Origin of the sequence: Urechidicola vernalis (genome assembly GCF_031846385.1) — a bacterium.
Taxonomy (GTDB): domain Bacteria; phylum Bacteroidota; class Bacteroidia; order Flavobacteriales; family Flavobacteriaceae; genus Urechidicola; species Urechidicola vernalis.
Genome location: NZ_JAVRHV010000001.1, coordinates 483,791 through 496,700, shown reverse-complemented (window position 1 = coordinate 496,700; position 12,910 = coordinate 483,791). Strand labels below are relative to the sequence as shown.

Sequence of the window (12,910 nt, the reverse complement as noted above, 5' to 3'; positions counted from 1 at the left end):
TCAGCAAGGTATTAATTTTTGAGGTTTTATTCCGATTTAGAGTTATAATTAAATTACTTTTGCTCGCGATACTGGTTGCCAATATTTAATATATAAGTATTGGTTTAAAAGGGAATTTGGTGAAAGGCCAAAACTGTACCCGCAACTGTATGCTTAGTCTGTTTTTAACAGATGTTTATTGTTAAACTTTGTACCACTGTTCGTAAGAATGGGAAGGTGAACAATAAAACGCAAGTCAGGATACCTGCCATTATCATTTGAATAACAAACTTTCGGGAAGAAAGGTTTGGTATAGTTTATCTATCCACCAATTTTTCACCGATTTAATTTTAATTATTAAATCATTTTAAAAATGAAAAAAAACACATTTTATTTAGCAGTGTGTGTGGTGTTAATGGCTCAAAACTTAGCCTTAGCACAAGAACAACAAGAAAAGGAAGTAGAACAATTAGATGAAATTTTTCTTTCTGACACAAAATTTGAGTTGAAAAAAGAAAACTCAGGAAAAATCATCTACAAAATTTCACAAAAAGACATTCAACAAAATTCAGGGAAAACGATAATAGATTTATTGGACAATATTCCGGGAATTGAAATTAATGGGAATAATAATGTTGCAGGTAGTAATATTGGAATTTACATTAGAGGAGGAAGAAATAGACAAGTGGCCATTGCAATTGATGGAGTTTTGTTAAATAATCCAACCGGAATTGCGGCAAGTTTTAATTTAAACTTAATTGATGTTAACCAAATTGAATCGATTGAAATTTTGAAAGGATCATCTAGTACTTTGTATGGTTCTGGTGCAGCCACAGGTGTAATCAATATTAAGTTGAAAAAGGCCGTAAAATCTCCATTTAATATAGATTATTTGGCAAGTATTGGTACAAATAATTCTCAAAGAACATCATCCAATTCTTTAGAAAATCTTGAACAAAATTTATCAATGAACGGATCTTTAGATAAATTTAATTATTTATTGAGTTTCAGTTTAAAAAAAGAAGATGGTATTTCTGCGGCAAATGACAAAAATAGCCCAATACCATTTGAAACTGACGCGTTTTTAAGTGAAAACGCCTTGATGAAATTGGGATATAAAGTTTCAGATGACTTAAGTATTGGCTTTTTTGGAAATTTTAATTCTTATGATTACGATTATGATGGCGGTGCTTATTTCGACTCTTCTATAAATAATGGAACAGAATCTAATATTCAATTCGGATTAACATCTGATTATAAATATAAGAAAGGAAATTTGAAGCTTACGGTGTCATCCAGTGATTTAGATCGAGAATTTGACAGTTATAATGGTTTTTCTGGTACAATAGATCATTATGAATATAAAGGGACTAGTTTATTTGCTGAGGCAATTAACAAATTTGAACTTTCAGAAAGCTCAAGCTTTATTTTAGGTGTTAATTTTCAAGAATTTGACAATCAAACAAATACACCTTTTGGAGACATTGATAAAGACGTTGCGAATTATTCAACGTTCGATCCCTTTGTGAGTTATTTATATACAAATGCGAATGGTTTTAATTTGAATGTTGGAGCAAGATTAAATAATCATTCAGAATATGGAAGTCATTTAGTTTATCATATAAACCCTTCGTATAATTTAATTTCGAATGCTAAAACAAATTTAAAAGTTTTAGGGTCTTATTCTACGGCATTTATTGCTCCATCTACATATCAATTGTTTTCATTTTATGGAAATCTAGATTTGGAACCAGAAGAGAATGCAACAGCGGAAATTGGATTGGAGTTTTCGAATAATAAATGGCTAGATACTAATGTGGTATTCTTTAACAGAGATGAGGAAAATGCAATTATTTTACCAGATTTTATCACATATCAGAATGCAGATTACACAATTAATGCAAAAGGTATTGAAACGTCTGTAAATTTGGAGCCAACTACGTTTTTAAATTTAAATTTGAGCCATACTTTTACTGAGAAAAGTGCCGATGTTGATTACATTCCAAAACACAAATTTGTAGTGGGTGTTGGAGTTGTTCCGTTTAAAAAAGCGTTTATAAATATTAACTATAAGAACGTGGGAGAGCGTACTTATTTTGACCAATGGGGATCTTTTGGTACACCCGGAGAAGATGTAATTTTAGATGCATACAGTTTGGTAGATGTAGGAATGAATTATACGTTTAATCATTTGACATTATTCGCATTGGCAAGTAACTTGTTTAACGTAGATTATGAGGATGTATTAGGATATTCTACTAAAGGAAGAAATTTTAAATTAGGTTTAAGACTTAATTTTTAAAGTTGTTTACCAATTATGAAAAGGGTAGCCTTGATTTAAGGCTGCCCTTTTTAGTTTAATACAATTCTTTTACCTCTTCCTTAATAAAAGCAATTCCAGTATTTGACGGAGCAGAGGAGTCGACCATGGTTTTCAATATGGTTTCTCTTAAATCTTGGGCGGATTTTACTTCTGTTTTATTAGAAGAAGACATTACTAAATTTCTTGTGGCGTTTTTTGCTGCTATTAATGCATTCCAACAAGCCTCTGATATATATATTTGTTGCGCTAGATTATGCTCAAATTCCTGCTCAATACTTAACAATAGTTTTTGAGTATACAACTCTTTGTTTTCATCTGTAGGTGTAACTCTAACCAATAGCTTAGATGGATTGATACGTTCCATAAACAAGGTCATACGCTCATAGGCTTGTAGCCTTATTGGTAAGATTTCTTTCTTCTTATCACGAATCAATTCAATTTTTTGCTTTCTATTTTCGCTTTTTAAATAGTCATTAAAAAAATAATAAGCCACCAATCCGGTTACTAAAGCTGGAGCACTATAAGGTATTAATTCTAAGATTGCTTCTTCCATTTAAAATGTGTTTTATAAAGACAAATATATACATTATAGGAATTAAATAATTGTCAATAACTTTTATTGGTTTACTGTTTTTAGAACGCTATTTTTGAAATCTATTAAACTTATTTTTTAATACCTCTCGACTTCGCTCAAAGAAACTGAATATTGTCAGTTTAACGGAGTAAAGACCTATTTATTTTAAACCGTGTCTAATTACTTAAATACTTTAAATCCCGCACAAAAAGAGGCTGTTATTCATAAAAACGGTCCAATGATTATAATTGCAGGGGCGGGTTCTGGAAAAACACGTGTATTAACGTACCGTATTGCTCATCTTATGAATCAAGGTGTAGATTCTTTTAACATTCTTTCTTTAACCTTTACCAATAAGGCAGCAAGAGAGATGAAAGAAAGAATTTCATCGGTTGTTGGAGCTGCTGAAGCTAAGAATTTGTGGATGGGGACGTTTCACTCAGTTTTCGCTCGTATTTTACGTTCAGAAGCAGATAACTTAGGATTCCCTTCAAATTTTACAATTTATGATACACAAGACTCGGTAAGGTTGCTTTCAAGTATCATAAAGGAAATGAATTTAGAAAAAGATAAGTACAAGCCTAAACAAGTACTAAGTCGTATTTCTCAATTCAAAAATAGTTTAATAACCGTAAAGGCCTATTTTAATAATTCAGATTTGATTGAAGCTGATAAGATGGCCAACCGTCCTAAAATGGGTGAAATTTATCATCATTATGTGAATCGTTGTTTTAAAGCAGGGGCTATGGATTTTGATGATTTGTTATTAAGAACTAATGAATTACTTACAAGATTTCCAGAAGTGCTGGCGAAATATCAAGATAGGTTTAGGTATATTTTAGTTGATGAGTACCAAGATACAAACCATTCGCAATATTTAATTGTAAAAGCTCTTGCCGATCGTTTTCAAAATATTTGTGTGGTTGGTGACGATTCTCAAAGTATTTATGCCTTCCGTGGAGCAAACATTCAAAATATCTTAAGTTTTCAAAAAGATTATCCAGATGTAAGTATCTTTAAATTAGAACAAAACTATAGATCTTCGAGTACCATTGTTGAAGCAGCGAATAGTGTAATTGATAAAAATAAAACCAAACTTGATAAAGAGATTTGGACTCAGAATGATGCGGGTTCTTTAGTTAAAGTAATGCGAACAGTTTCTGAAGCAGAAGAAGGACGGTTTATTGCGGCATCAATTTTCGAAAAGAAAATGAATGAGCAAAGAACCAATGATGATTTTGCGATTCTTTATAGAACAAATGCACAATCAAGAGCTATTGAAGATGCGCTTAGAAAAAAGGGAATTGACTATAGAATGTATGGTGGAGTTTCCTTTTATCAACGAAAAGAAATAAAAGATACTTTAGGGTATTTACGATTATTAATTAACCCAAATGATGAAGAGGCTTTAAAGCGTGTAATTAATTATCCACTAAGAGGAATTGGAGCATCTACTATCGATAAAATTGCGGTTGCTGCGAATCATTATGAAAAATCAATGTTTGAGATTATTCAAAACTTGAATTCGTATGATATAAAATTGAATGGTGGCACGCGAAATAAGTTGAATGATTTTGCAACCATGATCCGTCATTTTCAAATAGAAGCACAATCTAAGGATGCTTTTGAAGTTGCTCAAACAGTTTTAAAAAGCACAAAAATTGTGAAGGATTTAGAAAGTGATGGTACTCCGGAAGCAGTTAGTAGAGTTGAGAATATTCAAGAATTAATGAATGGTATTAAAGATTTTATCACTGTTCAAAAAGAGAAAGAAGAAGATGCTTCCTTGGCATTTTTCTTAGAAGATGTGGCTTTAGCAACAGATTTAGACAATGAAAATAAAGATGATAAGCCTAGGGTTTCTTTAATGACGATTCACTTATCTAAAGGATTAGAATACCCAATTGTTCATGTCGTAGGACTCGAAGAAACGTTATTCCCATCGGCAATGAGTATGAATACGAGAAGCGAATTGGAAGAAGAGCGTCGCTTGTTTTACGTGGCTTTAACTAGAGCAGAAAACGAGGCTTTCTTAAGTTATGCTGAGACACGGTATAGATGGGGTAAATTAATAGATTGCGAACCTAGTAGGTTTATTGAAGAAATAGACGAAAAATACTTAGAGCATTTATCACCAAGATTGAAACCGATTCAAAACAAATTTATTCCGGATGATATTTTTGGAGATGTGCCACAAGATCGAGTTCGATTTAAAAAACCAGTGCAACGCGGTAGTATTCCAAAACCAAAGCAAAAACCAAAGATTATAGAGAAAAAATTTAGTCCTCCTAAAAATTTAAAAAAGGTGACTAAGGCTACAAGTCAAAGTAGTTCAACCAATTTATTTGATAATGCAATAACAGTTGGTAATATAGTTGAACATAGCAGGTTTGGTAGAGGCGAAGTAATTTCTTTAGAAGGTGCTGGACCAAATAAAAAAGCAGAAATTAAGTTTCAAAGTGTAGGCAATAAAAAGTTATTACTTCAGTTTGCTAAATTAAAGGTGATCGGATAATAGAGACACTAGTTACTAAATATTGACAATTCTTTTCTAGAAAATGCCATTGCACGACAACACTTTTTAGCGTAATTTGCAAATCTTAAAACAAAAACAAAAAATGACATTCGATTTAGAATATAATTCAGAACGGTCTCATTTAATTATTCCTGAATATGGTAGACACTTACAAAAGTTAGTGAGCCATTGCGTGAGTATTGAAGATGATGAGGAAAGAAATAAAATGGCCAAAGCAATTGTAAATGTTATGGGTAATTTACAACCACATTTACGAGATGTTCCGGATTTTAAACATAAACTATGGGATCAGTTATTTATTATGTCCGATTTTAAATTGGAAGCTGATTCTCCATATCCAAAACCTTCGCAGGAAGAACTTTCTGAGAAGCCAGAATCTTTGCCCTATCCAAAATCTGCATCAAAATATCGTTTTTACGGAAATAATATTCAAACAATGATTGATGTTGCTTTGTCTTGGGAAGAAGGAGAACAACGAGAAGGATTGACCTATGTCATTGCGAACCACATGAAAAAGTGTTACTTAAATTGGAATAAGGATACTGTTGATGATAAGGTAATATTTAACCATTTAAATGAATTATCTAATGGTTTGTTGGATTTGAGGGAAAACGGTGAAAAATTAGCAGAAAGTTCTAGTTTACTTCGCAAAAAACCTAACAGAAATCAGAACAATCAGAAAGGGCATCACAAAAATCAAAAAAACTACCGCAAAAAGCACCGTTAATATATGGCATCATTTGTAATAGAAGGTGGGCATCGCCTACAAGGAGAGATACATCCTCAAGGAGCAAAAAACGAAGCATTACAAATATTATGTGCTGTTTTACTAACTCCAGAAAAAGTAACGATTAGTAACATCCCAAATATTATTGATGTCAATAAATTGATATTTATTCTTGGAGAACTAGGGGTAAAGGTTCATAAAATAGATGAAAGCACATATACTTTTCAGGCTGATGATATTGATTTAGATTACTTAGAATCTGAGAAGTTTAAAAAGGATGGAAGTTCATTAAGAGGTTCTATTATGATTGTTGGACCATTACTTGCTAGATTTGGTCGAGGATATATTCCACGTCCTGGTGGAGATAAAATTGGTAGACGTAGACTTGATACTCATTTTGAAGGCTTTATTAGTCTTGGTGCAAAATTTAGATATAATAAAGAAGAGCGTTTTTATGGCGTGGAAGCGGAACAATTGCATGGTACGGACATGTTATTAGATGAAGCCTCTGTTACCGGGACAGCAAATATTATTATGGCTGCTGTTTTGGCGAAAGGAACCACTAGAATTTACAACGCTGCATGTGAACCTTATATTCAACAATTAAGTAAAATGATCAATTCAATGGGAGGAAATATCTCAGGAGTTGGTTCTAACTTGTTGATTATTGAAGGTGTTGAATCCTTAGGCGGATGCGAGCATCGGGTATTACCGGATATGATTGAAATAGGAAGTTGGATTGGTATGGCTGCAATGACCAAATCAGAATTAACAATTAAGGATGTTAGTTGGAATGATTTAGGGCAGATTCCACGTGTATTCCAAAAACTAGGAATAAACTTAGAACGTAAAGGCGATGATATTTATATTCCATCGCAAGAAGAATATGAAGTGCAAAACTATATAGATGGTTCAATTTTAACGGTAGCAGATGCTCCTTGGCCTGGATTTACTCCAGATTTATTGAGTATCGTTTTAGTGATTGCAACACAAGCAAAAGGATCTGTTTTGATTCATCAAAAGATGTTTGAAAGTCGTTTGTTCTTTGTAGATAAATTGATTGATATGGGAGCAAAAGTTATTCTTTGCGACCCGCATAGAGCTACTATTATTGGGTTAAATCATCAGTCTAATTTAAAGGCTACAACAATGGTCTCTCCTGATATTAGAGCAGGAATATCGTTGTTAATTGCGGCATTATCTGCAGAAGGAACAAGTACCATTCATAATATTGAACAAATTGATAGAGGATATCAGAATATAGTTGAAAGATTACAGGCTGTAGGTGCTAAAATTAAAAGAGTAGACTAATATTATTTGGGCTATTTATAAATATAATCTCAATCTGAAATTTCAGGTTGAGATTTTTTTTGTGACAACTTGACATTTTTCTATAAATGGCAGTACATTTGCAGCCACTAATTTTGAATTTTTATATACAATATAAAAGATGAGTAAGACAAAGGAAAATACCGAAGAAAAAGAGGTAAAGGTTGAAGAAACTCAACAGGAAGAAACAAAGCAAGAAGTGGCAAAAGAGCCTACATTAGAGGAACAGGTTCAGCAAGAAAGAGATAAATTTTTACGTTTGTTTGCAGAATTTGAAAATTATAAAAAGCGAACTAGTAAAGAGCGTATAGAATTGTTTAAAACTGCCAATCAAGAATTAATGACAGTTTTGTTGCCAATTATGGACGATTTTGACAGAGGTTTGGCAGAAATCAGAAAAGATGGTGAGTCTGAATTATTAACGGGCATGGACCTTATTAATTCTAAACTGAAAACTACGCTTTCTCAAAAAGGATTAGAAGAAGTAGATTCAAAAGCAGGAGATGTATTTGATGCTGAAATTCATGAGGCAATTACGCAAATTCCAGCGCCTTCTGAAGATTTAAAAGGAAAGATTGTAGATGTTGTTGAAAAAGGATACAAACTTGGAGATAAAATAATAAGATACCCTAAAGTTGTAATTGGGCAATAAAATATTAACGTCATAATATTGTAGTCGTTTTAAGCGTACTACGCTCTGAAATGAGGACTTATGGCACACATATAATAAATCATGGCAAAACAAGATTTTTACGAAATATTAGGTGTACAAAAAAATGCTTCGGCGGCTGAAATTAAAAAGGCTTACCGTAAAAAAGCAATTAAGTATCACCCAGATAAAAACCCTGATGATAAATCGGCTGAAGAAAATTTTAAGAAAGCAGCAGAAGCCTATGAGGTTTTAAGTGACGAGAATAAAAAGGCAAGATATGATCAATATGGTCATGCGGCATTTGAAAACGGTGGCGGAGGCGCTGGCGGTTTCGGTGGTTTCGGCGGTGGCGGAATGAACATGGACGATATCTTTAGCCAATTCGGTGATATTTTTGGCGGAGGCGGAGGCTTCGGAGGTTTTGGCGGAGGCGGAGGTCGTTCGGCTAGAGTTAAAGGAAGTAATATGCGTATCCGAGTTAAAATTTCTTTAGAAGATGTTGCCAATGGTGTAGAAAAGAAAGTTAAAGTAAAGCGTAAGGTTCAGGCGGAAGGTGTTACTTTTAAAACTTGTACTACTTGTAATGGCCAGGGACAGGTGATGAGGGTTTCTAATACTATTTTAGGTCGTATGCAAACTGCTTCTACATGTCCTACTTGTCAGGGAGCTGGGCAGTCTATAGATAATAGACCAAAAGGTTCTGATAGCAACGGAATGGTGCAGAAAGAAGAAACCGTTTCAATTAAGATTCCTGCAGGAGTTTCAGATGGTGTACAATTAAAAGTTACAGGAAAAGGTAATGAAGCACCTGGTAAAAATTCAGTTTCAGGAGACTTAATAGTTTTAATTGAAGAAATCCCACATGAGTCGTTAACTCGTGAAGGAATGAATTTGCATTACGATTTGTATGTTAATTTTTCGGAGGCAGTATTAGGAGATAGTAAAGAGATTGAGACTGTTACAGGAAAAGTTAAAATTAAAGTGGAGCCTGGAACGCAATCAGGTAAAATATTAAGATTAAGAGGTAAAGGACTTCCTAGTATAGAACGCTATGGAACTGGAGACCTATTAGTTCATGTAAATGTTTGGACACCTCAGAACTTATCAAAAGAGCAAAAAGCATTTTTTGATAAGAATTTAAATGATGAAAATTTTGAGCCAAACCCTTCGAAATCTGATAAATCATTCTTCGAAAAAGTTAAAGATATGTTTTCGTAACATTTGTTACACAAGACTTCTGAAAAAAGTTATATCTTTACAGCATTATTAGTCGCAAGATTAATAATTCTTTTTCATAGCAATTTTCCCACTTAAGAAATTAAGTGGGTTTTTTATTTTACGTATTTTTGCAGCAGCAGATCGTCTTATCGCTTCACCTTGTGTGAAGAGGAAAGTCCGGACACCAAAGAGTAGCATAGCGGATAACATCCGTCGGCATGGCAACATGTTAGGACCAGTGCAACAGAAAGCAAGTACAGTTAGGCTGTAGTGAAACCAGGTAAACTCTATGCGGTGCAATGTCACGTATATTGAAGTCCCGAAAGGGTAAGAGTTACTCGCTCAATTTCAAGGGGTAGGCAGATGGAACTATTGAGTAATTGATAGTCTAGATAAATGATAAGAATTCGTTTTTTCGAATACAGAATCCGGCTTATAGATCTGCTTTTTTTCTTATATTTTAATGTAGAATCTAAAACGTTTTCGAAACGTTGAATTTTGCATGGCAATTTTTTGCATTAAAAATTATATTATTGCTAATTTTCAAGGAAAATTCTTCTAAAAATCTAATAAATTCAACTGCAATTGTCAATTTGAAAAACCCAAGTATTTGGGGTTCAATTCACTTTTAAATTGCACTTATATTTTGTAATTTCGCACAACTTTTTGCAACATTATTACAATCGTTTTTATAACGGTTTGTAATAGACGCATTTAACATTGAAAAGAATTCGAATATATGAACACTTACAAGGATTACATTAATGAGATCGAAGAAAGAAAAAGTTTAGGATTACATCCAAAACCGATTGATGAATCACAGTTATTGAGCGAAATAATTTCTCAAATTAAAGATTTAGAAAATGAGTATAGAAAAGACTCTTTAAATTTCTTTATTTACAACGTTTTGCCAGGTACTACAAGTGCTGCAGGTGTTAAAGCTAAGTTTTTGAAAGAGATAATTCTTGGTGAATCAGTCGTCGAAGAAATTTCTTCTGAATTTGCTTTTGAACAATTATCGCATATGAAAGGTGGGCCATCTATTGAAGTTCTTCTAGACTTGGCTTTGGGTAATGATGCATTAAATGCACAAGAGGCGGCAAAAGTATTAAAAACACAAGTTTTCTTGTATGAAGCAGACACCAATCGTTTAAAAGAAGCATATGAAGCTGGAAATGCGATTGCAATAGAAATTATTGAAAGTTACGCGCAAGCAGATTTCTTTACAAAACTTCCTGAAATAGAGGAAGAGATTGAAATAGTTACTTATATCGCAGGTGTTGGAGATATTTCTACAGATTTATTATCACCTGGAGGGGATGCACACTCAAGATCAGATCGTGAATTACACGGTCAATGTTTATTTGAACATAATAAAGAGATGCAGAATGAAGTGTTAGCGTTAAAGCAAGCACATCCTGATAAGCGAATTATGTTAGTTGCAGAAAAAGGGACTATGGGAGTAGGATCTTCTAGAATGTCTGGAGTAAATAATGTTGCTCTATGGACAGGAATAAAAGCGAGTCCTTATGTACCTTTTATCAATATAGCACCTGTAATTGCAGGAACAAATGGAATATCTCCTATTTTCTTAACAACTGTAGGTGTTACAGGTGGAATCGGAATTGACCTTAAAAACTGGGTAAAGCAAAAAGATGTTGATGGAAATACTATTGTAGATGCCGATGGAGAGCCAGTATTAAAGCAGACGTATTCTGTTGAAACAGGAACTGTTTTAACCATAAACACAAAAGAGAAAAAATTATATTACGGAGATGTGGAATTAATGGATATTTCCGCTTCTTTAACGCCACAGAAAAAGGAGTTTATAAAAGCAGGAGGATCTTATGCCGTTGTTTTCGGTAAAAAATTACAAACGTTTGCTGCAAAAACTATAGGAATTAAGGTTCCTCAGGTATATGCAACTTCAAAAGAAATTTCTGTTGAAGGACAAGGGTTAACGGCGGTTGAGAAAATATTTAATAAAAACGCAGTTGGGACGACGCCCGGTAAAGCTTTACATGCAGGTTCTGATGTTAGAGTAGAAGTGAATATTGTTGGATCTCAAGATACTACTGGATTAATGACCTCTCAAGAATTAGAAATGATGGCTGCAACCGTTATTTCTCCAATTGTAGATGGTGCATACCAATCTGGTTGTCATACGGCATCAGTTTGGGATGATAAATCAAAAGCTAATATTCCACGGTTAATGAAGTTTATGAATGACTTTGGATTAATTACTGCTCGTGACCCTAAGGGAAGTTACCATGCTATGACAGATGTGATTCATAAAGTATTGAACGATATTACTGTTGGTGATTGGGATATTATAATTGGAGGTGACTCTCATACACGTATGTCTAAAGGAGTTGCTTTTGGAGCCGATTCAGGAACCGTGGCACTTGCATTGGCAACTGGAGAAGCAACAATGCCAATTCCGCAATCTGTTAAGGTTACCTTTAAAGGAGATATGAAAAACTTCATGGATTTCCGTGATGTTGTTCACGCCACACAACAACAGATGTTGAAACAGTTTAGTGGAGAAAACGTATTCCAAGGAAGAATTATAGAAGTCCATATTGGAACCTTAACAGCGGATCAAGCATTTACATTTACAGATTGGACTGCTGAAATGAAAGCAAAAGCTTCAATTTGTATTTCTGAAGATGATACTTTAATTGAGTCATTAGAAATTGCTAGAGATCGTATTCAGATTATGATTGAAAAAGGAATGGATAATGAAAAGCAAGTTCTTAAAGGTTTAGTAGACAAAGCAAATGCTAGAATAGCAGAGGTTAAGTCTGGAGAAAAACCAGCCTTAAGACCAGATGCGAATGCAAATTATTATGCCGAAGTTGAAATTGATCTGAACGAGATTGCAGAACCGATGATTGCGGATCCTGATGTAAATAATGAAGATGTATCTAAGCGATACACACACGATACCATTAGACCTTTATCGTTTTATGGTGGAACTAAGAAAGTTGATTTAGGATTTGTTGGATCTTGTATGGTGCATAAAGGTGACATGAAAATATTGGCACAAATGCTAAAGAATATTGAGTCACAAAATGGCAAAGTTGAATTTAACGCGCCATTAGTAGTTGCTCCTCCTACATATAATATAGTTGATGAATTAAAGACTGAAGGAGATTGGGATGTGTTGGAAAAATACTCTGGATTTGTTTTTGATGATAATGCACCTAAAGGAGCAGCAAGAACAAAGTATGAGAATATGTTGTATTTAGAGCGACCTGGATGTAATTTATGTATGGGTAACCAAGAGAAAGCGGAACCAGGAGATACGGTAATGGCAACATCTACACGTTTGTTCCAGGGTAGAGTCGTTAAGGATTCTGGCGAGAAGAAAGGAGAATCTTTATTATCATCCACGCCAGTTGTAGTTTTATCTACTGTATTGGGTAGAACTCCTACAATGGAAGAATATGAAGCGGCAGTTGATGGAATTGTCCTTACAAGATTTGCACCTTCTAAAAAGCAATTAGTTTTATAAGAATTTTTAATAAAAATAGCATTGAAGCCCAAGTAAAACTTGGGCTTTTTTGTGT

Annotated in this window: 8 protein-coding genes, 1 other RNA gene and 1 riboswitch; of the genes, 8 read left to right on the top strand and 1 reads right to left on the bottom strand. The window is 33.8% G+C overall.

Annotation, left to right across the window (positions count from 1 at the left end):
* The first annotated feature begins 55 nt into the window (after positions 1-55).
* Positions 56-266: riboswitch (cobalamin riboswitch) on the top strand.
* 86 nt (positions 267-352) lie between these two features.
* Positions 353-2,281: a TonB-dependent receptor plug domain-containing protein gene (locus RM519_RS02180; protein ID WP_311591864.1), complete on the top strand. Its 1,929-nt coding sequence runs from the start codon at positions 353-355 to the stop codon at positions 2,279-2,281.
* A gap of 55 nt (positions 2,282-2,336) precedes the next feature.
* On the opposite strand, the gene RM519_RS02175 is transcribed toward RM519_RS02180, so the two are convergent.
* Positions 2,337-2,855 carry a DUF7935 family protein gene (locus RM519_RS02175; protein WP_311591863.1) on the bottom strand — a complete coding sequence of 173 codons (519 nt, stop codon included), beginning with the start codon at positions 2,853-2,855 and terminating at the stop codon, positions 2,337-2,339.
* A 193-nt stretch (positions 2,856-3,048) separates the two neighbouring features.
* On the opposite strand from RM519_RS02175, the gene RM519_RS02170 reads away from it, so the two are divergent.
* From RM519_RS02170 to RM519_RS02140, 7 genes are all read left to right on the top strand, one after another.
* Complete coding sequence (locus RM519_RS02170; protein ID WP_311591862.1) at positions 3,049-5,391, top strand: ATP-dependent helicase; 2,343 nt, start codon at positions 3,049-3,051, stop codon at positions 5,389-5,391.
* 103 nt (positions 5,392-5,494) lie between these two features.
* Complete coding sequence (locus tag RM519_RS02165; RefSeq protein WP_311591861.1) at positions 5,495-6,139, top strand: DUF4290 domain-containing protein; 645 nt, start codon at positions 5,495-5,497, stop codon at positions 6,137-6,139.
* Between the two features lie 3 nt (positions 6,140-6,142).
* A complete protein-coding gene (murA, locus tag RM519_RS02160) occupies positions 6,143-7,450 on the top strand; it encodes a UDP-N-acetylglucosamine 1-carboxyvinyltransferase (protein ID WP_311591860.1) in 1,308 nt (435 codons plus the stop codon).
* A gap of 139 nt (positions 7,451-7,589) precedes the next feature.
* Positions 7,590-8,120: a nucleotide exchange factor GrpE gene (locus RM519_RS02155; protein ID WP_311591859.1), complete on the top strand. Its 531-nt coding sequence runs from the start codon at positions 7,590-7,592 to the stop codon at positions 8,118-8,120.
* A gap of 81 nt (positions 8,121-8,201) precedes the next feature.
* Complete coding sequence (gene dnaJ / locus RM519_RS02150; RefSeq protein WP_311591858.1) at positions 8,202-9,338, top strand: molecular chaperone DnaJ; 1,137 nt, start codon at positions 8,202-8,204, stop codon at positions 9,336-9,338.
* Between the two features lie 133 nt (positions 9,339-9,471).
* Positions 9,472-9,790: RNase P RNA component class A (gene rnpB, locus RM519_RS02145), an RNA gene on the top strand.
* A gap of 287 nt (positions 9,791-10,077) precedes the next feature.
* A complete protein-coding gene (locus RM519_RS02140) occupies positions 10,078-12,855 on the top strand; it encodes a bifunctional aconitate hydratase 2/2-methylisocitrate dehydratase (protein ID WP_311591857.1) in 2,778 nt (925 codons plus the stop codon).
* Positions 12,856-12,910: the final 55 nt, after the last annotated feature.

Excerpts from the sequence above, each read along its gene's own strand:
- murA (WP_311591860.1), top strand. The coding sequence starts at position 6,143 with ATGGCATCATTTGTAATAGAAGGTGGGCATCGCCTACAAGGAGAGATA.
- RM519_RS02140 (WP_311591857.1), top strand. The coding sequence starts at position 10,078 with ATGAACACTTACAAGGATTACATTAATGAGATCGAAGAAAGAAAAAGT.
- RM519_RS02180 (WP_311591864.1), top strand. The coding sequence starts at position 353 with ATGAAAAAAAACACATTTTATTTAGCAGTGTGTGTGGTGTTAATGGCT.
- RM519_RS02175 (WP_311591863.1), bottom strand. The coding sequence starts at position 2,855 with ATGGAAGAAGCAATCTTAGAATTAATACCTTATAGTGCTCCAGCTTTA.
- RM519_RS02165 (WP_311591861.1), top strand. The coding sequence starts at position 5,495 with ATGACATTCGATTTAGAATATAATTCAGAACGGTCTCATTTAATTATT.
- dnaJ (WP_311591858.1), top strand. The coding sequence starts at position 8,202 with ATGGCAAAACAAGATTTTTACGAAATATTAGGTGTACAAAAAAATGCT.
- RM519_RS02155 (WP_311591859.1), top strand. The coding sequence starts at position 7,590 with ATGAGTAAGACAAAGGAAAATACCGAAGAAAAAGAGGTAAAGGTTGAA.